The following is a 24,987-nucleotide window of genomic DNA, read 5'->3' on the forward strand; positions in this document are numbered from 1 at the left end:
ACTTTGGCATTGTAATGCAATTTGACCTACTTTGGGCAAAGTTCATTCGGAATTGCAATTGTTTAAAAAACGTTAACACTTTATACTTTGCGTAATCTTGCAACAAGTCTAAAGCAAATTCTTTTGCTTATAGGGAAGTTGGTGAAATTCCGACACTGCCCTCGCAACGGTAACACCGAATCACTCATCTCAGCTCAACGCCAAATCACTGCATCGGTATGATGTGGGAAGATGATGAGTAACATCATTTATTTGATGATTATAGTGAAGTCCGGAGACCTGCTTGTTGTTTATTTCCACATTATCATTCACGACGGGTGAATGTCTGGAGTGCGCATGTCTACTGCTTTTCAACCAACGCGTTTAGTTGGGGCTATCGCTATTGCGATGGGGTTTTCTTCACCAGCTTTTGCTCAAGATCAATCCAGCGATAAAACTGCGACGCTAGATACGATTGTTGTGACAGCATCAAAAACACCTGAATCAATTAAAAATGTGCCTGCACGAATCAATATCATTGAGCCGAAAATTCTTGAACAGTCACCAATTGCATCTTTACCGCAATTATTAGAAACCGATGCTTCCATTAATATGGTACAAAGCGGCGGCTATGGACAAACGGCATCTATCTTCCTCCGTGGTGGTAATTCAAACCAAACACTTGTTTTAAGAGACGGTGTTCGCCTCAATTCAGCAACATCTGGTACAGCTTCTTTACCATTTATTGATACAACTGATATTAAGCAGATTGAAGTATTAAAAGGTCCTGCATCAGTTTTATATGGTACGGATGCAATCTCAGGTGTCGTTCAACTCATTTCAAAAACACCAGAAACAACCTCCGCATTTGTGACAGGTGAAATTGGTGAAAATAAAACCTATAAATCTGTCATCGGTGCAGATCTGGCTGAAAATGGCTTCTATGCACAAATACGTGGTCAACGCTTAGAAACTGATGGGACGCCTGTAAAAGACGTAATAAATGCACCAAATGCCTCATTTGATCAAAAGGGCTATAGTGCAAAAGTAGGCGTTGATAAAGAGCGATATGCAGCTTCGGTTGATTATAGCGAGAACCAGGGTTCTAGTGATTACGATAACTTTGGCAGACTCGTTTCTCAAGATTTTAAAAATGAAATCATTAACGTTAAAGGACGTTTAAATATTCTTGAGAATTTAGCTGTACATGCCCGTTTCTCTCAATTTAAAGATGAAATAGATCAAAATAATTCAACCGATTTTGTGCATAGTAAAACGCAAGAAGCTGAAATCTATGGTCAATGGGGCTTCACTCCAAATCAACAAATTTTGGTTGGTGTAACCCACCGTAATATTGATGGCGATGTGCTTTCTTATGGCTCACCATACCAAGAAGATATTGACTCAACAGGTTATTATATCCAGCACAAATATGACCAAGCTGGGTTAAATACTCAAGTTGGTGTCCGTGTTGAAGACAATGAAAAATTCGGCACACATACCGTTGCTCAGGGATCTGTTCGCTATCAAGTGCTACCTTTAACTAGCATTTATGCAAATATTGGCTCAGCATTTAAAGCACCAACACTCAATGATATGTATGCTTATGGCGGTAACCCAAACCTTAAACCTGAAGAAAGCTTGTCTTACGAAATCGGTCTAGATCAAAAACTGGCCTACAACATTTCAACAGGTTTATCTCTCTATACTACTGAGGTTGATAATCTCATTGATTTTGATGGTGTTCTCAATCAAATGAGAAACCTTGAAAAAGCAAAAATGGAAGGTAGTGAGCTATATGTGAAATGGCAAGGTGAAAACCTGTTTACCAATTTAAGCTATAACTATGTCCGTGCCAAGAACAAGAAAAATGATGAAGATCTAAGTCGTCGTCCTCGTCAAAATATTGCGTTGACTGCGGGCTGGACTGATGAACAATATACCTTCTCGACCACAATGCTTGCGAATGGCGATTACGACAACAGTACCTTTGACAATGTTCAAATCCCAGGGCACTTCCGCGTAGACATGCATGGACAATACAAAGTGAATAAAAATGTAGATGTCTTTGCCAATATCCAAAATGTAGGGGATTCAAAATATCGTACCGCTTATGGCAGTGGTAGTTACTACATCAACGGCGGTCGCTTGGCTTCTGCGGGTGTCACATTCCGTTATTAATTGCGTGATAAAATCATAAAAAATATTTTCTTAACTCCAGTTTCGGGGTAATGTTCTGACCGACATTATCCCCTTTTTATTTTCAGGATTAGAGAAACAGCACTATGGGACATCGTTTAAGTAAAATCTATACCCGTACAGGTGACTCAGGCACAACTGGCCTAGGGGATGGCTCACGCGTTGCCAAAGATGATTTACGCATTGCAGCTTTGGGCGATGTCGATGAACTCAATGCCACCATTGGCGTGCTTCGTGCACAAATCAGTGCCAGCCAAGTTGCAGATAAAGCGCATTGGGACAAAAGTTTAAGTCTGATTCAGCACTGGTTATTCGATTTAGGCGGTGAGGTGTGTATTCCGAACTATCATTTACTACAACCTGTATGTATTGAATTTCTGGAAAAAGAAATCGACCACATGAATGAATCTTTACCGATGTTAAAAGACTTCATTTTGCCATCAGGCACTTTAGCTTGTAGTTATGCACATCAGGCTCGTGCAATGTGCCGTCGTGCAGAACGTGCTTTATTGTCAGCACATCATCGTGACCAAAATATTCAAGCAACCGCATTACAATTACTCAATCGATTATCGGACTGGCTGTTTGTTGCTTCACGTGCCTTACAACGTGCCGAAGGTGGTAACGAAGTGTTGTGGCAAAAGAATATTAATGACAGTATCGATCAAGCATAATCATTTTTTGGATAGATAAAGATGCGAATTATTGGTCATCGTGGTGCGCGTGGCGAAGCGCCTGAAAATACTTTAGGCGGTTTTCGCTATTTGCATGATTTGGGTATACGTGCCGTTGAATTTGATGTACGTCAACTGAAAGATGATCAACTCGTGGTGATTCATGATGAGGATTTTGTACGTACGGCAGGTCGTTCACAACAGGTAGAAAGTAGCACCTTGCTTGAAGCCCAACAATTTGATCATCGGCATCAGTGGCAAGCTTGGGCCTGTGAAGAATATACCCCTAGCCTGCGACAAGTACTGGATTGCCTCACTGACTTTGAACATATCGAAGTGGAGATTAAGGCAGTTGCAGACGAAGCTGCGGCTGAGCGCTTGATTGTACAATTGCAGCAAGATTTAAAAGGTTTTGAAGCCACCGCAACCATTACCAGCTTTGATGTCAAAATCCTGTCTGCCCTACAGCAACAACAGAGTTCTTTTAAACGTGGACTACTGGTTGAAATTCCCATTGGTGAATATGCGATCGAGTTGGCGCAGCAGTATGGGTGTTGCCAGATGGGTTGGGGAGATTTATTGGCAACAGATGAAATCATTCAACGGACTCAACAGGCTAATCTTGAGATCAGTGTCTGGACCGTGAATGAAGTCGAAAGAGCCAAGCACCTACAACAACTCGGCATCCAAGGTCTAATCACCGATATCCCAAGCGCCATGTTGCAGTATTTCAAGTCATAAAAAGGCGGAAATCATTCCGCCTTTTTATTGTCATTTGCGTTGTGCCTGAATCAAACGCTGCCCTTTGGCATCTAATAAATATAAGTTTGTGCCCTCTAACTGAAAGCGTTCAACCCGTTGAATCGCATCCATCAAGTCTGCCTCTTGCGCTAGAGCACGATTACAGCTCTGATGCTGTGCCATCACATCAAAATCCAGTTTACGTTGTGCAAAGTCATATTTATAGCGTCCATAGATATTGTTACAGCCAGTATGTCCTGTCACCATCTTTGAGGCCGAGTTAAGAGAGAAACTTGGGTACTGATTAAAGAACAATGCCTTTCTATTCTGGATACTGATGATCTGCCATTCAATATCTTGAACACCATCCACGCTCTTGCGCACTTGCATTGCAGGAGGTTGAGCCACTCGCTTAGGTTGTAAGCTATGTTTCTGCACTGGTTTCGGTTGGCTTTGACAGGCTGCAAGCATGACCGCAGCAGAGAATATTAAAGTTTTGTTAAAAAATGCCTTCAAAGAAAAAATCGGATTTTTCATGGTAATTTGCTCAGACATTGATTTATTTCACCTTTTAATTCATTGATCAAATTTATGAATGAATTCTGTTACTGTTCTTTCGATACAACTGTAGAATAATGCTAGTGCTAACTGATTTGGACATGCTAATATCAGTGATAAAATAGCAATATATCGTCATGATTGGTTTTGCTATCTCGTTTAGTTTTATTATCTTGTACAAACAAGGTTTTTAGGAGCGCTGACGGATATGACTTCCGCCCCACTCAAAAAGGCACCCATTAACTGGACTGCTAGCATTACCTTAATTGGAACACCAATTCTTGCCGCTATTTTAATTCCTTTATACGCTTATTATTATGATTTTAGTGTAAGTGCGTGGGTAAGCATGATCTTCTTGCTTGCACTCAGCAGCTTGGGAATTACCGCAGGCTATCACCGTCTTTGGGCACACCGTGCTTATGAAGCGGCATTACCGCTTAAAATTTTATTGATGATTGGTGGTACCTTTGCCGTTCAAAACAGTATTTTGTTCTGGGCTTCGGGGCACCGTACGCATCACCGTCATGTCGATGATGTCGACCAAGACCCTTATTCAATCAAGCGTGGCTTTTGGTATGCTCACCTAGGTTGGATGATCCGCGACCACTCTCCGTCAGAACCCGATTTCAAAAATGTCCCTGATTTGCTGAATGACAAACTGGTGATGTTCCAACATAAATACTATGTTCCGATGGTAATTGCGGTTCATGTTGGTGTGCTGGGCTTAATTGGTTGGGCAACAGGCGATATCTGGGGTGTGATCTTGCTTGGTGGTTTATTGCGTTTGATCATTAGCCATCATGTGACCTTCTTCATCAACTCGCTTTGCCACATGTGGGGCAAACGACCTTATACCGATGAAAACACCGCACGTGACAACTTTGTGTTGGCGATCTTCACTTGGGGTGAGGGCTATCACAATTATCACCATATCTTCCAGTACGACTATCGTAATGGGGTGAAATGGTGGCAATATGACCCAACCAAATGGTTGATCTGGACCAGTTCTAAACTCGGTTTGGCGAAAAATCTACGTCGTATTCCAAGCTTTAATATCAAGAAAGCTGAACTTGCGATGAAGTTTAAATATGCTGAACGCGACTTGGCGATTTATGGTCATGATGTCAATACCGACATCGTGCAAATGAAACAACGTATTGCCCAAGAATATGAAGCTTTTACCCATACCTTAAATGATTGGGCAAAGCTGAAAGAACAAGAACTTCACGCGAAGAAGGCCGCGATGGCTGAAAAAATCCATCAGATGGATCACAAACTTAAAGTTGATTTTCAGTTGCTTGAACATCGCTTAAGCCATCATCGTGAATGTTTAGAAACCTTGATGCGCAACATTAAAAAAGCGCCTGTTTCTGAATAACAAATTGCTTAACGAAAATGGTCTCTCAAGAGGCCATTTTTTATGTCTACTCATCTACACGCTCTTCTCGCAACGGCTCACCATTTCATGCTGATATTTGCTATAGTCAAGATTCAGCTCTCTCTGATGTTTCGTTTATGCAATTCAATTCCCGCTATGCTTCGCTTAACCCTAAACTCTATCACCAGCAACAACCAAGTCCGTTGCGTGGTGCTAAAGCAGGCCATTTTAATGAAGCTTTGGCTGATGAGTTGCAATGGAACGAAGAAGATAAAGCCAACTGGGTTGAGATTTGTAGCGGTCAAAAAACTTTTGCTGAATTTCCTCCACTCGCGATGGTCTATGCGGGGCATCAATTTGGACAATGGGCTGGGCAGCTCGGTGATGGTCGTGGCCTATTGATCGGACAAATCCTGAATCAGCAAGGACAAACCATCGATCTCCATCTGAAAGGTGCAGGTTCAACCCCCTACTCACGCATGGGTGATGGCCGAGCAGTCCTACGTTCCGTCATACGTGAATACTTAGCTGGGCATGCATTAAATGCGCTGGATGTCGCATCGAGCCATGCTGTGGGTTTTACCACCTCGACTCAAGGCGTGCAGCGCGAAACCCTCGAACTCGGTGCAATGCTGTTGCGTACTTCTGAATGTCATATTCGTTTGGGGCATTTTGAGTGGATCAATCAATATGCCCCTGAGCTGTTAGCTGAATTCACACAAAAATGTATTGAATGGCATTATCCAGAATGCCTAGAAGCTGAAAATCAGATTCTTGCATTTGCCCAAGCAGTGATTGAGCGCACTGCCATCATGATTGCCAAATGGCAATTGGTGGGTTTTGCACATGGGGTGATGAATACCGATAATCTAAATATTACAGGTTCAACCTTAGATTTTGGTCCATACGGTTTTATGGAACGTTTCCGACCGAATTGGATTAACAACCACTCAGACTATCAAGGACGTTATACCTATCAGAATCAACCCAGTATTGGTCATTGGAATCTTTGGACATGGCTGAATAATTTAATTCCATTAGCGAGCGCAGAAAATAAAGAACAGTTCAAACTCGATCTAGCAGCATGTTTAGAAAAGTTTGAGCCGACCTTCTTACAATATTATGGTCAAGGCCTATGCCAAAAAATGGGGCTGCCAGAATTTCATAAAGACAGTCTGGATTGTAGTTTTGCCTTTCTCGGAATTTTGCAAACCGAGCAATTGGATTACACCCAAAGTTTTCTGCGTTTACAACAACAGGATTACAAAGCTTTAAGAGATGATTGTATCCATGTGCAGCAGTTCGATGATTTCTTGACCCGCTATCAAAATATCCGACAGCATCAAGATACCGATGCCTTAAATGCGGTGATGCAACAAGTTAATCCACAATATACCCTGCGTAACCATATGGCACAGAAAGCCATTGAGCTTGCGGAGCGTGGTGATTTTAGCGAGGTTGATCGTTTGTTTAAGTTACTGAATCAGCCTTATCAAAAACAGCCTGACTTAGAAACGGAAGCAGATATCGCACCATTGCCAAGTGACGTGCCTGAAATTTCTGTCAGTTGTTCATCTTAGCAGAAGAAATCTATGAAAATTGGGCTGATGTTTGGATGTGCGATTTTAATCCTGTTATTGGGACTGGCTTACTTCCAGTATGGCAAGTTCATTCCGACATTGGGATCGGTACATCAGCCCCTTTCAGCCCAAGAAATACAAAAGCTCCAACAAAGCAAACCCGTGACCTCAATTGAAGTGTTTAAAAGCCAGCGCATTTTACAATTGAAACATCAACAAGAAGTCATTCGCAGCTATCCAATCCGTTTAGGCTTTGATCCAATCGGACACAAACAGTTTGAAGGTGACGGTAAAACCCCTGAAGGTAGCTATTCCATTGACTGGCGCAATCCACAGAGTGCTTACTATAAATCTTTGCATATCTCTTACCCCAATGTGGATGATATAAGCTATGCCAAACAGCAGGGCCAATCTGCGGGTGGTAATGTGATGATTCACGGTACTGTGCCAACACGAGCCACATCCGTTCCTGCAAGCGCAAGCTATATGCCACGTAAAGACTGGACGCTGGGCTGTATTGCGGTGACCAACTCGGATATGGATGAAATATGGCAATTGGTCTCTGACCATACCTCTATTATTATTCACCCATGATGAGATAACCGTTCAGGTAGGTTTTGCGGATAAAGGCAATGATCAAACTGCACAAGGCTTATGCAGAGGATAAGTTTATCATCTGAAATCAGTCACAGTTCACCATCACAATACATCACAAGCAATTGTAAAGTAATGTAAAATTCCTCTACTTATAAAAAGCTGATACTTAAGTTTTCACCAGAAAAGAAGATAATTTCGACAAAAGCTTTGCGAAACTATCCACATTTTCTGTGGATAACGCTGTGGTTATCCACAGGATAAAACTTTTTACCTACTTTATCCTTATTATCTTCAAGACTCATCTTATTTTCAGGCTTTCTACACGAAGAACAAATCATGGGTTAATTCGTAAAAACTGTTCCACATTTTCTTGAATATGAGCCGCGTTGAAGCGGCGCAAGGGCGACTATAGCAGTGCAAGGCGTTGAAGCGGCGCAAGGGGTAGCCACAGGATAAAACTTTTTGTAGTTCCTCATCCCTTCTTATCATCAAGATCCATCTTATTTCAGCGTCTCTATCCGAAGAAAAGTGATGCGCTATTTAAGCAAAACTCATCCCCCACGCCCTAGAAATGAGTTAGATCTAAAGCAGCACAAGGCCGAATAAGGTAGTGCAGGAACAAAGCGTTATTTATTCATCTGGATATTCAAAACGATATCCCACCCCATACACCGCCTGAATCCATTCATGACGATTTCCAGTATCCGCCGCCTCTGAAATCTTACGGCGCAGGTTTTTAATATGGCTATCAATCACACGGTCTGCCACATCAAAGCTGTCTGGATTGATATGATCGAGTAACTGGGCACGTGAATAGACCTGTCCAAGATGCTCTAAAAACAGCTCTAATAAACGGAACTCGGTTGGCGTCAAGGTTAGTGCTTTTTGCTGGTACCAAATCCGTTGCTGCGCTTTATCAATACGGAATAAATCATTTTGTTCAGGTTCCGCTTTACGTTCTAAACGGCGCAAAACTGCCTGTACACGCGCCACCAGTTCTTTTGGACTAAAAGGCTTACAGATATAATCATCTGCACCCATATTCAGACCCAAGACACGATCAATTTCTTCAGTACGTGCAGTCACCATAATGATCGGCAAATCAGACTGCTCACGTACTTTACGGCAAATGGTTAAACCATCCATACGCGGCACCATTAAATCCAGAATCATCAAGCTCGGTTTACGTTGCTGGAACTGGGTATAAGCATCTTGACCATCATGGAACATACTGACTTCAAAACCAGCAGCTTCTAAATAATCACGAACCAACTGTGCCAGTTCAACCTCATCTTCAACCAACATGATATGTTTCATGGTTTTCATCCTATCCATCATCCTCAACACAAGAGGATCTAAAAGTTATTTGATCTGTTTTGGGAAAGTCAGCACACAACGTAATCCACCTAAAGGTGAATGCTCAAAAGTCAGTGAGCCACCTAAAGCTTGTGCAAGTTTACATGATAAAGCCAAACCTAAGCCGGTTCCGCCTGTACTACGGGTACGTGAATCATCAACACGATAGAAGCGCTCACCTAGACGTGCCAGTTGCTCATCATTCACGCCCAATGGACTGTCATCCACATACATTATCCATTGTTGCTCATCTTGTTGAGTGTGAATCTGTATTTTTCCACCTTGTTCCGTGTAACGAACACAGTTACCTAGCAGATTGACGATAATCTGTTTAAAGCGATCACGGTCTAAAGATAAGGTTGCTCCTTCTCCTGACAACGTCACCTCAAGCTGGTTTTGCTCAAATGTCGATTTGAAATTCTCGACTTCTTGTACGACCACATCCCATGGATTGACTTCAGCAAAATAGCATTTCAACTGTTGTGCATCGGCCTGAGCCAGATCAGCCAAATCTTGGGTCAACTTTTTCAAAGTACTGACCTGACGCATCATGGCATTCAGATGCTCAGGCGTCGCTTTACGAATCCCATCCTGCATCGCTTCAATTTGGGCCTGCAATACCGCCAAGGGTGTTTTCAGTTCATGTGAAGTATCGGATACCCATTGACGACGAGATTCTTCATGCTGATGTAAAATATCGGCTAAATGATTGAGCTGATTAGACAAATCACCTAACTCATCATTGCGCTTAATGATCACCTGATGCTGATAATTACCACGGGTCAATTCTAAAGTTGCATTCAATAAGCGTTGAATTGGCTTTTTAAAGTACGTTGCCATCAATAAAGCAGCCACCAAACTTGAGAGCACCGTTAATGCATAAACCAAAAGTAAATAGCGTTTTTGATTACTAAAGAAGTTAATACTGGATGCATCATCCTGATCTAATACAGGTTTTAAGCCCAAATAACCAACCACTTTATCCGAAACAATAATCGGACGGAACGAGATCTGATCCGTGGCGGGTTCACCCACAATAAACTGCTGCTTTTCATCATATAAAGACAGACGCGAACTCAAACCCAAACGGTCTGGAATTGAGACAAACCGTTTTTTGCCATGTTCTACCGGCGCATTTAATTTGCTTTCCTGTTTATCCTCTTTTCCATCTTTCTTTAAACGGAACTGACTTGGACTTAAGGGAAAGCGTAAGCCCTCAAAAGGCTGATATTCAGAAGGTAAATTCTGTTTCAGGATTTTGAGCTCTTCATCATTGAAAATCTGCCGATTTCTGATCTCGACATTATTTTGTGCTAAAGAGGGAGACATACTTAACAGGGTATGATCATTAAAATAACGTTGCTGCAAGGCAATATCATACTGACGACGTAACCACCACTGAGACAGTCGATCATAGTCATCTGGCGCCGCTGTGCCTTCAATCTGTAGAATTTGTGCCTGAATTGCATTACCCCAATCATGATAAACCGTATAGACATTGCCTAGGTTGGCAATCAAACGATCCAACTTTTGCATTTCCACATCGGCCACATAACGGGCAAAGTTCTTTTGCATGGTCCAATGCAAAACTCCCAGACTGATCGTTGCAATCAGCAAGGTGGTGAGTAATACAGTTAAAAACAGGCGTAAGGCTAAGGGCACGCGACGAACATTCAAAAGCGAATTCTCAATAGTGTTCTATTTGTGGATTGTAACCAACATGGTCGAAAAAAACTCTCCATTGTTTCTTCATCTTTATTATCTAATCTTTAACCATCACATCTCAACTGATAACGCTGGATAAAACAATGAACAAGACAAAAATCGTATTGATGACCACTCTACTCAGTTCTGTTTTAGGTTTAGCTGCCTGTCAATCGACAATGCCAGCAGAACAGTCAATGAACCGTGATCATCCTCGTCACAATATGCAACGTACGCCTCTAACACCAGAACAACGTGCTGAATGGCAAGCCAAACGTGAGCAACGCTTAGAACAACGTGAACAAATGCGTCAGGAACATCAAGCACAACGTGCACAGATTGAACAGGCTTGCCAAGGTAAACGTATCGGAGACCGTGTTAATGTTCAATGGAATAATCGTGTCATTCAAGGGACTTGTGAGGTACGTTTTACTCCAGATAAATCCCAATTCAAGCGTCAAACTAACACAACCACTTAATCCCCTCTTCCTCATAGGCGCTTTTCAAGCGCTTTTTTTATGGCCAAAATATATTCATTTTCAAGTACACAGCTGCTTACGATTTTGCCGCAGCAGTTTCACTCAAAAGCCAAAAAACCACCTACAATCTAAACGCTTAAACAGGTTGAACCATAAACTTTGACTTCACAGTCACTAAGAAATGACCTGTAAAAGCTTGTACCGAACTATAACTTGTTGCACGATTAGCGCTACCAAATGGTGCTCTTGGGCACATCAAACATTGACTAAGATTATAACTCTGGTTTAACCAGTATTGAGGAACCCGCTATGCCACAATACAAAGCACCCTTACGTGATATGCAGTTCGTATTACACGAATTATTAAATGCTGAAGCACATTACGCGAAACTTCCTGCATTTCAAGACACTGTAAGCCGTGAATTGGTTGATCAATATTTAGAAGCAGCGGCTGATTTCTGCGAAAACGAACTTTCTCCTTTAAACCAAGTGGGCGACCGCGAAGGTTGTACTTGGAATGACGGCGTTGTAACGACACCTACAGGCTTTAAAGAAGCGTATCAAAAATATATCGAACTTGGTTTCCCATCTCTTTCTGCTGATGAAGAATTTGGCGGTCAAGCATTACCAAACTCTTTAGGGATTGCAATCTCTGAAATGGTCGGTACAGCTAACTGGTCATGGGGTATGTACCCTGGTCTTTCTCATGGTGCGGTGCGTACTTTAGAACACCATGGTTCTGACGAACAAAAGAACACTTACTTGCCAAACCTTGTTTCAGGTGTTTGGACTGGGACCATGTGCTTAACTGAATCTCATGCTGGTTCTGACCTTGGTATTATCCGTTCTAAAGCTGAACCAAATGCAGATGGCAGCTATGCAATCTCTGGCGAGAAAATCTTTATCTCTGCTGGTGAACACGACATGGCTGAAAACATCATCCATATCGTACTTGCACGTTTACCTGGCGCGCCAAAAGGCACAAAAGGGATTTCTTTATTCATCGTACCTAAATTCCACGTGAATGCTGACGGTTCTGTTGGTGAACGTAATGCGGTTCGTTGTGGTTCAATCGAACACAAAATGGGTATCCATGGTAACGCAACTTGCGTGATCAACTTTGATCAAGCAAAAGGTTACTTGATTGGCCCTGAAAACCGTGGCTTAAACTGCATGTTCACTTTCATGAACACAGCACGTATCGGTACAGCAGTTCAAGGTTTATCTGCATCTGAATCGTCTTTCCAAGGCGCTTTAGCGTATGCGAAAGACCGTTTGGCAATGCGTTCTCTTTCTGGTCCTAAAGCGCCTGAAAAAGAAGCCGATCCAATTATTGTTCACCCTGCTGTTCGCAACATGCTTTTGACACAAAAATCATTTGCTGAAGGCGGTCGTGCATTGGTTTACTTATTGGCTCAATATGCAGACATCGTTGAAAAAGGCGAAACTGAAGAAGAGCGTAAGTTTGCTGACAACATCTTGTCTTTGTTAACGCCAATTGCAAAAGCATTCTTAACTGAAACGGGTTCTGAATCTGCGAAGCACGGTGTACAAGTCTTTGGTGGTCACGGCTTCATTTCTGAACACGGTATGGAGCAAATCGTACGTGATACACGTATTGCTTGCTTATACGAAGGTACCACCGAGATTCAAGCGCTTGACTTGTTAGGTCGTAAAGTATTGCAAACTCAAGGTGCAATGTTGAAAGACTTCACCAAGATCATTCATAAATTTGTTGAAGCAAACAAAGATAATGCGGCAATGCAAGAATTCGTTGTGCCATTGGCTGCTGCCAACAAAGAATGGGGTGATATCACCATGCAAATCGGTATGCGTGCGATGCAGAATCCGGATGAAGTGGGTGCAGCTGCGGTTGACTACCTCTACTTCTCTGGTTATGTCACGCTTGCTTACTTATGGGCGCGCATGGCACTTGTTGCTCAAGAAAAATTGGCTGAAGGTACAACCGATGTTGACTTCTACAATGCAAAAGTGACCACGGCTCGTTTCTACTTCAAGAAGATCTTGCCACGTGTTCGCTCACATGTAGACGTACTTTCAACTGGCGTTGCGCCATTGTTTGAACTTGATGCGGAACACTTCGCTTTCTAAACATAGTTTAGAATGAGATGCAACGTTCATCACAGAAAAAGGACTGGTCAGTTTTGACCGTCCTTTTTTTGTTTAATCAATGCTAAATTGATACCATTCAATTTATTTGTTCGTTTTATTTGATCACTTTGCACATGACACTGTGCCTAGAAGGGAACGATTATGCCAATTTACAATGCGCCTTTAGCAGACATGAAATTCATCTTAAATGATGTATTTAAAGCAGAACAATTTTGGCAGTCTAATGAGAAACTGGCTCATGTAGATGCTGCAACAGCTGAAGCAATTTTAGAAGAAATGGCGAAGTTTGCCCAAAACGTGACACATCCGTTAAACCGTACGGGTGATGAAGAAGGTGCACGTTGGGAAAATGGCGAAGTTTTCACCCCAGCAGGTTTCAAAGAAGCATTCCGTCAATACGCTGACGGCGGTTGGATCGGCTTAGGTGCGGACGAAGAATGGGGCGGTCAGGCCATGCCAAAAATGCTGACTGTATTGTCTGATGAAATGTTATTCGCGACCAATCCATCATTCATGCTCTACCCGCTTCTTTCCGTGGGTGCTGGTATGGCCTTAAACAGCTATGCATCACAAGAGCAAAAAGAAACCTATTTACCTAAAATCTACTCTGGCGAATGGTCAGGCACCATGTGCTTAACTGAACCACATGCAGGTACAGATTTAGGCATTATCAAAACCAAAGCTGAACGCAATGAAGATGGTACGTATAACATTACGGGGACTAAAATCTTCATCACTGGCGGTGATAACGATTTAGCTGAAAACATCATTCATCTTGTTCTTGCCAAGACACCTGATGCACCTGCGGGTTCACGCGGTATTTCGTTATTCATCGTTCCAAAGTTCCTGTTAAATGAAGACGGTTCTTTAGGTGAGCGCAATCCAGTTGGCCCAGGTTCTATCGAACACAAGATGGGGATTAAAGCTTCTGCAACTTGCGTGATGAACTTTGATGGTGCCAAAGGTTACCTCGTGGGTAAAGAAAACGAAGGTCTTGCTGCAATGTTCGTGATGATGAACTACGAACGTTTGTCGATGGGTATCCAAGGTCTTGGTGCTTCTGAATTTGCGTATCAAAATGCAGCACAATACGCAACTGACCGTTTGCAAGGCCGTAGCGCGTCTGGTGTTCAATCACCAAACAAGCCCGCGGATAGCATTTTAGTACATGGTGATGTACGTCGTATGTTGCTCAATGTACGTGCCAATAACGAAGCATCTCGTGCATTCGCAGTATATGTTGGTCAGCAACTGGATATCACCAAGTTCTCAACCGATGCGGAAGCAGTGAAGAAAGCCAATGACCGTGTTGCATTATTAACACCAATTGCAAAAGCGTATTTGACTGACACGGCTTTCCAAGCGACTTTAGATGCGCAAATGGTGTTTGGTGGCCACGGTTATATCCGTGAATGGGGTATGGAACAATGTATCCGTGATCTTCGTATTGCTCAGATTTATGAAGGTACCAACGGTGTTCAATCTCAAGATTTAATTGGTCGTAAAACCATTAAATGTGGCGGCGCATTCATTGCTGAATACATCACTGAAATCCGTGACTTTGCCAATGACTTAGACACCGATTTGAACTTCATTAAAGATGCAACTTTAGATGCGGCCACTGAAATCGAAGCGATCACGCAGTTCATTATTGAGCAAGCAGCTGAAAACGTAGATTTCCCAAATGCTGCTGCGGTTGATTACCTACATGCAGTCGGCCTACTCAGCTTCGCCTATATGTTTGCGAAAATTGCTGCCGCGGCTAAAGACAAGTCTGGTGATTTCTACCAAAACAAACTGGCTTTGGCACAATATTTTGTAGACCGTATCCTGCCTGAAATTGATGCGCGTTTAGCGAAGATCAAAGCGGGTTCTGACTTGATCATGAACTTCAGCGAAGATTACTTCACCAATCAAGCTTAATTTAGCTTGGTCATAAAAACTGCTTCGGCCATGTGGTTGAGGCAGTTTTTTTTATCGCTATAATAAAATCAGCATAAAACTTGCATAATATTCTAATAATCATATTGAGCATCTGAGTCGCTATGTCGAACCCTAAAGAGAAACTTGAAGGCTTACCTCGCCTATTCGACCGCTTCGGTCACTATGCGGTTGAAGCCTTTCATTATTTAGCCTTATTTATTATCGGCTGTATGATTGCATGGTCAGCCGTGCATACCGTGATCGAAATTCTGACGGTGAAACAGTACGCCAGCATTGATGACATCTTACTCTTATTTATCTATTTAGAACTCGGCGCCATGGTGGGGATTTATTTCAAGACCAATCACATGCCAGTGCGCTTTTTGATTTATGTCGCGATTACCGCCCTCACTCGCCTGTTGATCGCCGATATTCAGCACAACCATAAAGCCTCGATGGATTTAGTCATCACCACAGGTTCGATCTTAATTTTAGCGGTGGCGATTTTGGTGGTTCGTTTTGCATCATGGAACTACCCTTCTGTGATTCGGGGCAAAGATCAAGAACAACAACTGCCCTCCAATAAAACCCCAAGACCCCAAGACGATGAGCTGGCATAAATAAAAAAGCAGGCATTTGGCCTGCTTTCTTTATTCGCGATCTTATCCAACGCGGAAGACACGATATTGGGAATCAACCAGTACATATTTGCCTTGTACTTGCATCCAGTTATAACCACGTGGCGGCTCGTACAAACGATGGTAGCGATAATTTGAGACTATATAACGGTTATTACGAAACTCAGAAGGCAAACGCTCACCACGTTTAAAATTAATGCGCTGACCATAATGATTACCACGGTCACCATTCGACCAACGCGGTTGTTCACGATGATCATAACGGTGGTCATAACGATCATAGCGCTGATCGTAACGATCTTTATAATCATGACTCCAACGATTTGAATCTGCCATTGCCGAAGCAGATATACCGAGCATTAAAGTCGATACCAATAACACCGCTGTCTTTTTCATTGTTTGATCCTCTATTTTTCGATCTGAAACCAGATTAAGAAAAACTCTAGGAGAAAGCATGAATAAAACCTGTCACATTGCAAAACTTTGTAATGAAATCCAAGAAATTATGGAGAATCATCTACAGACTAAATTTGAAAAAGCAATTTAAAATCAGCGAATAATTTCAATGGTAAAACTATCATCCGTCACCAAAAGATAACGTCCATCCACCATCACCCAATGGCGACCGCGCGGCGGTTCACGTAATGAATAATAATCCCAGTCCCGGACGATATAGCGTTCATTCCTGAATTGACCAGGTAATTCATTGCCAACCACAAAGGAGCCGCTTCGGTAACTGCGCTCATACTGTGTCTCTGGATAATATTCAACACGCACACCAGGACGGTGATTCGGACGAGGATAATAGTTATTTTGATTGGGCTGATAATAATAGCCTTTTGGCGGTGCTGTTGGCGTATCACGCTGATTCGAGAATGCGAATGGATCTTGTGCAGGTGGCTGATAGGAAGATGAGGTCTGATGAGAAGAGTGACGTTCTACGCCACGATAACCACCCCATGCATTATCTGCATAGCTCATCACAGGCAGAGAGCCCAATAGAACCACTAAGCCATAAATATAGCGTTTAGATTGCATCATCATGATCTCCCTAAAATCAGAGTATCTTTTTATTTTAGAATAAAAAACCAGCACTGATGTTGTAATAATATTTTTTCAGATCAGCTGTTGCATTGCATTGATAAATAGCAGCTGCCTAAAGCCATCATTAGATATGCTAAAATCAATTTTTTGGTTTTGAGGCAACATCTGTGGCTGAAATGAATTTTGATCGTCTCTATCAATTTTTCTGTAAAGTTCCCAGCGTACAAGAATCTCGTATCGTTGCGCATGGTGCAGATGGTCAACATGCGTGGTGGTTTAAATTCAACATTGATGTTGAGCATCCGCTGGCATGGCAAACTGTTCAAGAACTCGGGCACGTCCTCAATTATTTATCCACCAATGAACGTTTACCCACTCAGTTCTTTCCCGTGTCTCCTCCCCCGTACATGAACGGTGAAGCTAAAGATTTCTTGGCGTGGGTAATCCAGTGTAATCATCCAGAATTCACTCCAGATGTGGTCTGTGACTGGCTAGAAGCCCGCTTACCCAATCCAGTCGAAGATGAAACTCAGTGGAAAATCAAAACAGATTTAAGCGAACTTGAGCAATTGGCCGATAAAGATTTAGATCAGTTGATTCCTCCGAGCCCTTAATTCGAAGACTTGTCATCTTTTCAACGAGCTTAATAATCAATGATACCCAAGCTCGTTGAGATGCGGCTGTGAAGCACTATAAGTCGTAGCCCAAATACTCTTGTGGTGATTCCGAATAAGGTAAAATCAGATAGTTATTTTTTAAAATCAGGGCTTTTATTTTTTCCTGATGAGGGAGATCTAAAGGGTAAATCAAAGCAAGATCCTGAGCCAAATCATCAATCGTATCCACTTTAAACACTGATGTTTTGATCCACCCCAATAAAGCCGCCCCAAGGCCGATAAACTCAAAACCATAGTGCTGCATTTTCTCAATGATGGCAAAGTTTTCAAATGGATCAAAATCACAGGAGAAATAACCGTTCGGTAACATCGCCAATTTCAATGCTTCGGTTTCAACATCCGCGACTTTCACTTCAATCACACTCTCCATTGAAATCAATAGATTTTGATTAAAATAAATGATCGCCTCTAAATCACTTTCATCGTAATGCTGCATTTTCTCAGCAAAGTTTTCAAAGCGCAGCTGATGGGCTGGATCACTCAACTGTTGAAGATAATGCCGCAATTGCTTGGGTACACAAACATTTTGATAGGTCTGTTCCCAGCTTGAATCACCAACCTCAATCCCGTTCAGATCATCACTAAAATCAACATACAAGCGGTCATCCTCGACTGCATGCATCGAGGTGTATTTTGCCTGTGCTACATCATCCAGAATCAGAAACACTTTTTTGGGATAAACGTCTTTTTTCAAGCTCAGATAGCATTCCAGCAGTTCAGCCCAACTGTGAATTTCAACAATATCAGCATAATGATTGAGTTGATGCACAGCTAAATCAATCTGCTGATCCTGCCTAGTAGTCAGTTTAATTTTTGCCATTCCGTCGAACACCTGCTCTGCTCAATTAAAACGTCGATAACCCCGACCATTCCATAAAACGATACAGCCAGTATTTCGCCTTTGATTCATCCGCATATTTTGCATAATCAACCGTAATTTGACGGCCATTGGCATTGGTCCATGCTGCATCAAAATACTTTCCTGCATCTTTAAACACTGGCGCTTGTGCTGCACCAATCACCCGCATATCAGTCTCAAGGTTATAATTTTTCAAATTCCGTGCAGTTAAGTTGGCTGAACCCAGAATAATTTCTGCTTGCTGCGCATTATATTTCAACAGCATTTTGCTATGGCACTGCTCGCCACGCGTGTCACACCAACGAATTGGAATGCCAGTGGCATGGAGTTCTGAAGCCACTTGACGATTTGGGATACCATTCTTTTTCAGACCGAACGCATCTTTATTCGGATCAATCATGATGCGAATCTTGACACCACGTTGCTGTGCTTGCTTCAGTGCATCAATGATATTGCGTTCCGACAAATAGAACATGGCCATATCCAGATGCTCTTTACTTTTCGCAGTCTGAATCATCTTTAAGACAGCCTCATAAATGGCTTTTTCAGTCAGCACTTGGACTTGAGGTAAGCTTTTATCTTCTGCCAGCCCCCCCATGATCACAAATGGACTAGAGCCATTAGACATATTGGCCACTGCTTGTTCGGTTTGCAGTATATCAATCGCGGTTGGGCCCTCCACCACCAACGCCACATTGCTATGATGCGAACTACCATCATGTGGATTGGCTGAAGTTACCAAACTCTTCCAGCCGTCCACCGTATCCACGACCAAAGTTTTACGATGATTGGCTTTAAAATTAAAGAGTTCCAAATAACTACGCAAAGTCACTTTATCTTTGCCAAATGGACTGCTTAACCATCCCCCTTCTGGATTATTCCCCAAGTTCTGGCAACAGATATACCAGAAACCTGACCAGAGTGGATTCGAGGCACGGAGCGGTTTTAAATCGGTCTCGATTACTTCTACCCCCGCCTGACGTAACTGCTGATAATGCTGAGGTGTCATACCGCCATAAACCGAGTTAATCGGATCGGTAATCACCACAATTTCAACCGTTGGATGCAAACGACGCTTCACAACCAAGGCATCCGTCAATTCTTGCATCAAAGGAAACTGTTTGACTTTGGACTTTCCGACTTCCTGATTAAACAGGAACATATCCAGCACAATCGTTGTTTGTGCCTGATCGATCAACTGGAAAACTTCTTTGAAAATATGCTGATCAACCTGCTGTTGACCTTGCGTATCAATATAAGTCTGATCCGCTAAAAACTTCACATTGGCATGACGCAACTGACCCGTAAAATCCAGTCCTTTCGGGAGTGGTTTTACCGTGTGATAGATTGCCGAAGCAATGTATCCAATCGCAAAAATACACAATATGACTGCCATGTAACGTCGACCTGACCAGTTTAATTTCCGATGAATTCGTTGGAAGATACGCATATAAACAAAAAAAGCCCTAGCCTAATGTGTTAAGGCTAGAGCTTATACTTTGATTTTTCAATAAGATTTAAGTGAAAAATTAGAAGTTAAAATTCACCCCAACGGTAAAGTTACGGCCCACTTGCGGAATCGTCGATAAGAACGATGCATGTTGATAAACCTGATCGTCCAGCAAGTTATTCGCATTCAGGAATACGCGGTAATCGCCAACATTGCTATATTTACCCGTATATGCCACACCCAGATTCACCATGTTATAGCTTTGGGTGTCCGTCTCATAAGCTGCAATTTTGTCTTGCTGGAACACATGATAATATTCCGCTGAACCACTAAAACCATCACCAAAGTCAGCATTTACTTTGGTTCCTAAACGACCTGCCGGTACTCTTGGTGCATTTTCATTGTCGATCTTGCCACGAACATAGTCTCCAAATACACCGACTTTATACATTGACGAAATTTGATAACCAGCTTCTGCCTCAGCACCGTAGAAGCGTGCCTGATCTTGTGTATATTTCACCAAGCGGAAATCTTTATAGCGGTCTAAAGTTTGTGCGTAGATATAATCATCAAACCAGTTGTGATACACGTGGACATGATAATCAAACTTGTTATCGTCATAATGGAAACCTAACTCCACATTATTTGACTTCTCTTTCTTCAATTGATCATCACCTAACTCATAGGTATTGGTCGCAAAATGTCCACCATTCGCATATAACTCTTGTGCTAAAGGTAAACGCTCTTGATGTGAAGTCACCAATGAAAGTTTATAGTTCGGTGCAAATTCCCAGTTGGCTGCACCTGAAACAGAAAAGGCCGAACCACTGAAATCTTTTTTCGATGAGTCATCAATATCAATTTTTTGCTGGTCCGCACGTGCTGCGACTTCAACATGTACATCATTAAATTGAGCATGCTCTAAGGCAAAAACACTCCACTTCTTGGTCGTATTTGGTGCCAAGAACGCTTCTTCACCCGTGAGTTCCAGTTTTTGCTGACCATATTGGGTTCCAATCACACCTTCCCAAGGACCGAGGGGATTGTGTACCAATTCCAGACGCCCATCATAGCCCTTGTTTTTAAAGCGCGTAGCAATGGTGCCTTCTTCAATTTCATCATGCTTATAATCGGTATAACTGGCTTGAGCACGTAACTTTTTAAAGCCCGCAAATGGATCGTTCAGTTCAGTACGGACATCATAACGCTCAGATTTCAAATCGATCCAAGGACCAGCCTCATGTGCGTGATCATGGTCGTGGTCGTGATCATCCCCGTCATCATGATCATGCTCGCCACAATGCAGACTTAAACCATGTAAATGGCAACTTTCATATTCATGGCTGTGGCCCGGTAAACCATATTTATCTTGACGATTACTATATGAAATTCCTGTAAAACCACGATCATAAATCCAGGATAAACCCACATTAACGGTTTCACCCTTGGCAAAAGTATTGCCTACACGGCGCTCTTTTTCGCCCTCATGGAAATAGCCTGGTGCAATGTAATCATTCGCTTCTCGGTTTAACCCTTCTACACGTAAAGCCACCTGATCACCTAAAGCAACTGTAACGCCAGCGGTCGCCAGTTTTTCATCACTGCCTGTGTTATAGCGTAATCCAACATTTCCCTCATAACCATTTGCAGGCATTTGCGTTGGAATCTTACTGTCCGTGACATTGACTAAACCACCCACCGTTCCAGCACCAAACAATAAGGTTGATGGCCCGCGGATCACTTCGACCTGCTTCGCCAATGCTGGATCAACCGTCACCGCATGATCTGGAGACAATGTTGATACGTCAATGTTTTCAGAAGAGTTTTGCAGAACCTTCACACGCGGGCCATCCTGTCCACGAATCACAGGACGACTTGACCCTGCACCGAATTGATTGGAATAAATACCAGGCTCACCACTCAGTGCGTCACCAATGGTCACCGCCCCTTGCTGTAAATGTTTTTGGTCCACCACCGTATCGGCAACAGCAAAATCTTTAGAAGTTTGCTCAAGTGGATGTGCTTTAATTCGAATTGTATCTAAGGTTGAAACCTGTTCAGTTTCTGCTGCCAATGTGGATACAGATACAACAGCTAAAATCGATAAGGTCAGAATATTTTTGGAGAATGACATACCATGTCTCAAATCAGTTGTTTGCTACATTGTAATATTATAACATTTCATTAATTTTGCAATAAGAAACAGTCGAACAAAAAACATTTGCTACACTACTTCTCCATGATTCCATGAATGGTCGTTTTTCAACCATATGCCTTTTACCCTTTCCCATGCTGTTCTCGCCCCGCCACTCTCCAAACTCAGTCAAGGACATTTGCCTGTCGCCGCTTTAGCCATTGGCTGTATGACCCCAGATCTATATCGGTTATTCACGCAGGAAACTATTGCCATTACGCATCAATGGTCTGGCCTATTATTTCCCAACTTGCCAATTGGCCTATTCTTTTGCTTATTGTGGTATTTAATCTATCGCCCTGTCATTTACCGTGTTCTGGGCATTCAGCATCCTTTACATATCCACTCCTTTGATCAGGCTGTGGCTTTCATCTTGATGAATTGCTTTGCCATTCTTTTCGGGAGTGCAACGCATTTAATTTGGGATGGGTTAACTCATCTCGACTTTCGCACGTTTGCATTTAAAGAACTTCTTGCACAAAACATATCCCTACTGGGTCTTAATTATCCTCTGCATCTTATCTTACAGATTGGTTCATCCCTCATCACGCTCCCAATCTTAATGCAGATGTGCTGGCGCTATTATCAGCAGCATAAAGGCACCCAGCCTAGTTCAATTCAAGAGAGATGGTTCTTCGTTATTAGCCTGATCATTTCCACAATTTCAGCACTCCTCTCTATATGGGACTATAGCAGACATATCCCTGCTTCCCTTTGGAACAGCGAACGCTATTTCTTCATTGGAAAATCAATCAATGAATTTACACAAACGGGCTTAAGTCTATTCACGGTCTCGTGTTTATTATTCTTATTTTTGCATCGGAACCAGCGACTGAAATCGTTTTAACAAAAAGCATCCGTTTTAAATTCTCTTGAAAACATTAAGACTTGAGACTCTACGTTCAACAAGGCATAATCTCCCCTTCATTGGTGCTGCGCTGTTTACGCATTCACCTTCTACAGCCAATATAGTTTGGATACATAATTCAATATGATGCGCACTCATTACTGTGGCTCTTTAACTGAAGCCCAAATCGATCAAACCGTTACTTTATGCGGATGGGTTCATCGTCGTCGTGACCATGGCGGTGTAATTTTCCTTGATATGCGTGACCGTGATGGTTTAGTACAGGTGGTGATCGATCCAGATACCCCTGAAGCATTCGCAACAGCAGATAAAGCACGTTCTGAATTTGTATTAAAAATTACAGGCCGTGTTCGTCGCCGCTATGAAGGTACTGAAAATGCCAACATGGTGAGTGGTCAGATTGAAGTTTTAGGTAAAGAAATCGAAGTTCTTGCAGCTTCTGATACTCCGCCATTCCCATTGAATGACGAAAACACCAATATTTCAGAAGAAATTCGTTTGAAATACCGTTTCTTGGACATCCGCCGTCCAGAAATGCTCGAGCGCTTGCGTTTCCGCTCTAAAGTCACCAACTTGATCCGTAACTATTTTGAAGATCATGGTTTCTTAGACGTTGAAACCCCAATTTTGACACGTGCTACACCAGAAGGCGCACGTGACTATTTAGTACCAAGCCGTGTTTCAAATGGTAGTTTCTACGCACTTCCACAATCACCACAATTATTCAAACAGTTGTTGATGGTTGGCGGTATTGATCGTTATTACCAAATTGCTAAATGTTTCCGTGACGAAGACTTACGTGCGGATCGTCAGCCTGAATTTACCCAAATCGACGTTGAAACATCGTTCATGAGTGACGATGACATCATGGATTTAATGGAAGGCTTAACGGTTAAAATGTTCAATGAATTATTGAATGTAAAATTCGATAAATTTGAACGTATGACCTATGCAGACGCAATGCGTGACTATGCATCTGACAAACCAGATATGCGTATTCCATTGAAACTTGTTGACGTTGCAGACTTGATGCAAGACGTTGAGTTCAAAGTATTCGCTGGCCCTGCTAAAGATCCGAAAGGTCGTATCGTGGCTTTACGTGTGCCTGGTGCAGGCTCACTGCCACGTAGTGCAATTGACGAATACACCAAATTCGTAGGCATCTACGGTGCAAAAGGCTTGGCTTATATCAAAGTCAACGAACTTGAAAAAGGCATCGAAGGTCTGCAATCACCAATCGTTAAATTCATCGAACCAATCGTGCTTGATCTATTAAAACGCGTTGGTGCTGAAAATGGCGACATCGTGTTCTTTGGTGCAGACAAAGCCAAAGTTGTAAATGATGCGATGGGTGCACTTCGTGTCAAAATCGGTCATGACTTGAAGCTGACCACTTGCGAGTGGGCACCGCTTTGGGTAGTTGACTTCCCAATGTTTGAAGAAACTGATGATGGTAAATGGACTTCTGTTCACCACCCATTCACACTACCAAAATCAAGTGTTGAAGAAGTGAAGAGCAATCCAGGTGAAGCCCTTTCTGTTGCATACGATATGGTACTGAATGGTACTGAAATCGGTGGTGGCTCACTTCGTATCTATACTTTAGAAATGCAAAAAGCAATTTTTGAAGCTTTAGGGATTGGTGAAGAAGAAGCAGAAGAGAAATTCAGCTTCTTATTGAATGCATTACGTTACGGTGCGCCTCCGCACGGTGGTTTGGCCTTTGGTCTTGACCGCTTAATCATGTTAATGACAGGTGCTTCTTCGATTCGTGATGTAATTGCATTCCCGAAAACCAAGACAGCTGAATGTCCATTGACTCAAGCGCCAGCGCCAGTTGAAGCAAATCAATTACGTGACTTAGGTATTCGTTTACGCGAAAAAGCAAAAGCTGAAGAAAAATAAACCTTGCGTTTATGATTCAACAAAAACCCTGCTCTATGCAGGGTTTTTTTA

Annotated in this window: 21 protein-coding genes and 1 riboswitch; of the genes, 13 read left to right on the forward strand and 8 right to left on the reverse strand. The window is 42.4% G+C overall.

The annotated features are described in order from the left end of the window. The first annotated feature begins 87 nt into the window (after positions 1–87). Positions 88–301, forward strand: a riboswitch (cobalamin riboswitch). 35 nt (positions 302–336) lie between these two features. From F907_RS16255 to F907_RS16245, 3 genes are all read left to right on the forward strand, one after another. Then, positions 337–2,160 (forward strand): TonB-dependent receptor plug domain-containing protein, encoded by a 1,824-nt coding sequence (locus F907_RS16255; protein ID WP_016651175.1) that lies wholly within the window; start codon positions 337–339, stop codon positions 2,158–2,160. A gap of 104 nt (positions 2,161–2,264) precedes the next feature. Further along, positions 2,265–2,852: a cob(I)yrinic acid a,c-diamide adenosyltransferase gene (locus F907_RS16250; protein WP_016651176.1), complete on the forward strand. Its 588-nt coding sequence runs from the start codon at positions 2,265–2,267 to the stop codon at positions 2,850–2,852. Between the two features lie 21 nt (positions 2,853–2,873). Beyond that, the gene (locus F907_RS16245) at positions 2,874–3,593 is read left to right on the forward strand and encodes a glycerophosphodiester phosphodiesterase (RefSeq protein WP_016651177.1); all 720 of its coding nucleotides are present in this window, start codon (positions 2,874–2,876) and stop codon (positions 3,591–3,593) included. A 30-nt stretch (positions 3,594–3,623) separates the two neighbouring features. Here F907_RS16245 and F907_RS16240 read toward each other — a convergent pair whose 3' ends face one another. After that, positions 3,624–4,148, reverse strand: coding sequence for an META domain-containing protein (locus F907_RS16240; RefSeq protein ID WP_016651178.1), 525 nt, complete (start codon positions 4,146–4,148; stop codon positions 3,624–3,626). Between the two features lie 211 nt (positions 4,149–4,359). Between F907_RS16240 and F907_RS16235 the strand changes: the two genes are divergently transcribed. The 3 genes from F907_RS16235 (at position 4,360) to F907_RS16225 (ending at position 7,703) form a co-directional block, all read left to right on the forward strand. After that, positions 4,360–5,529 carry an acyl-CoA desaturase gene (locus F907_RS16235; RefSeq protein ID WP_005269268.1) on the forward strand — a complete coding sequence of 390 codons (1,170 nt, stop codon included), beginning with the start codon at positions 4,360–4,362 and terminating at the stop codon, positions 5,527–5,529. 137 nt (positions 5,530–5,666) lie between these two features. After that, positions 5,667–7,109, forward strand: coding sequence for a protein adenylyltransferase SelO (locus tag F907_RS16230; protein WP_032861697.1), 1,443 nt, complete (start codon positions 5,667–5,669; stop codon positions 7,107–7,109). Positions 7,110–7,121: 12 nt separating this feature from the next. Continuing rightward, entirely contained in the window at positions 7,122–7,703 is a 582-nt protein-coding gene (locus F907_RS16225) for a L,D-transpeptidase family protein (protein WP_016651180.1), read from the forward strand. A 633-nt stretch (positions 7,704–8,336) separates the two neighbouring features. Here the strand turns inward: F907_RS16225 and F907_RS16220 are convergent. After that, positions 8,337–9,023: a response regulator gene (locus F907_RS16220; protein ID WP_004652437.1), complete on the reverse strand. Its 687-nt coding sequence runs from the start codon at positions 9,021–9,023 to the stop codon at positions 8,337–8,339. A 45-nt stretch (positions 9,024–9,068) separates the two neighbouring features. After that, positions 9,069–10,739 (reverse strand): sensor histidine kinase efflux regulator BaeS, encoded by a 1,671-nt coding sequence (gene baeS / locus F907_RS16215; protein WP_005269261.1) that lies wholly within the window; start codon positions 10,737–10,739, stop codon positions 9,069–9,071. A 131-nt stretch (positions 10,740–10,870) separates the two neighbouring features. Between baeS and F907_RS16210 the strand changes: the two genes are divergently transcribed. The 4 genes from F907_RS16210 to F907_RS16195 all read left to right on the forward strand — a co-directional run bounded on the left by F907_RS16210 (position 10,871) and on the right by F907_RS16195 (position 15,921). Further along, a complete protein-coding gene (locus F907_RS16210; protein WP_016651181.1) occupies positions 10,871–11,245 on the forward strand; it encodes a hypothetical protein in 375 nt (124 codons plus the stop codon). Positions 11,246–11,554: 309 nt separating this feature from the next. Further along, positions 11,555–13,357 (forward strand): acyl-CoA dehydrogenase C-terminal domain-containing protein, encoded by a 1,803-nt coding sequence (locus tag F907_RS16205; RefSeq protein ID WP_016651182.1) that lies wholly within the window; start codon positions 11,555–11,557, stop codon positions 13,355–13,357. Between the two features lie 162 nt (positions 13,358–13,519). Further along, a complete protein-coding gene (locus F907_RS16200) occupies positions 13,520–15,301 on the forward strand; it encodes an acyl-CoA dehydrogenase C-terminal domain-containing protein (RefSeq protein ID WP_016651183.1) in 1,782 nt (593 codons plus the stop codon). Positions 15,302–15,423: 122 nt separating this feature from the next. Beyond that, positions 15,424–15,921, forward strand: a complete 498-nt coding sequence (locus F907_RS16195; RefSeq protein ID WP_005269257.1) for a phosphate-starvation-inducible protein PsiE — start codon at positions 15,424–15,426, stop codon at positions 15,919–15,921. Positions 15,922–15,963: 42 nt separating this feature from the next. Here F907_RS16195 and F907_RS16190 read toward each other — a convergent pair whose 3' ends face one another. Further along, positions 15,964–16,335: an RcnB family protein gene (locus F907_RS16190; protein ID WP_016651184.1), complete on the reverse strand. Its 372-nt coding sequence runs from the start codon at positions 16,333–16,335 to the stop codon at positions 15,964–15,966. Positions 16,336–16,488: 153 nt separating this feature from the next. Continuing rightward, positions 16,489–16,980, reverse strand: a complete 492-nt coding sequence (locus F907_RS16185; protein ID WP_016651185.1) for an RcnB family protein — start codon at positions 16,978–16,980, stop codon at positions 16,489–16,491. A gap of 179 nt (positions 16,981–17,159) precedes the next feature. Between F907_RS16185 and F907_RS16180 the strand changes: the two genes are divergently transcribed. Further along, the gene (locus F907_RS16180) at positions 17,160–17,597 is read left to right on the forward strand and encodes a hypothetical protein (protein ID WP_026040138.1); all 438 of its coding nucleotides are present in this window, start codon (positions 17,160–17,162) and stop codon (positions 17,595–17,597) included. A 76-nt stretch (positions 17,598–17,673) separates the two neighbouring features. Here F907_RS16180 and F907_RS16175 read toward each other — a convergent pair whose 3' ends face one another. The 3 genes from F907_RS16175 to znuD form a co-directional block, all read right to left on the reverse strand. Beyond that, positions 17,674–18,480: a hypothetical protein gene (locus tag F907_RS16175; protein WP_016651186.1), complete on the reverse strand. Its 807-nt coding sequence runs from the start codon at positions 18,478–18,480 to the stop codon at positions 17,674–17,676. Positions 18,481–18,505: 25 nt separating this feature from the next. Next, positions 18,506–19,969: a phospholipase D family protein gene (locus tag F907_RS16170; RefSeq protein ID WP_171068360.1), complete on the reverse strand. Its 1,464-nt coding sequence runs from the start codon at positions 19,967–19,969 to the stop codon at positions 18,506–18,508. A 79-nt stretch (positions 19,970–20,048) separates the two neighbouring features. Beyond that, entirely contained in the window at positions 20,049–22,103 is a 2,055-nt protein-coding gene (znuD, locus tag F907_RS16165) for a zinc piracy TonB-dependent receptor ZnuD (RefSeq protein WP_016651188.1), read from the reverse strand. Between the two features lie 136 nt (positions 22,104–22,239). Between znuD and F907_RS16160 the strand changes: the two genes are divergently transcribed. Beyond that, positions 22,240–23,010 carry a DUF4184 family protein gene (locus F907_RS16160; protein WP_016651189.1) on the forward strand — a complete coding sequence of 257 codons (771 nt, stop codon included), beginning with the start codon at positions 22,240–22,242 and terminating at the stop codon, positions 23,008–23,010. A gap of 144 nt (positions 23,011–23,154) precedes the next feature. Further along, on the forward strand, positions 23,155–24,936 hold the full coding sequence (gene aspS / locus F907_RS16155; RefSeq protein WP_016651190.1) for an aspartate--tRNA ligase: 1,782 nt from the start codon (positions 23,155–23,157) through the stop codon (positions 24,934–24,936). The last annotated feature ends 51 nt before the right edge of the window (positions 24,937–24,987 follow it).

Source organism: Acinetobacter colistiniresistens (assembly GCF_000413935.1).
In the GTDB taxonomy this organism is placed as follows: Bacteria; Pseudomonadota; Gammaproteobacteria; order Pseudomonadales; family Moraxellaceae; genus Acinetobacter; species Acinetobacter colistiniresistens.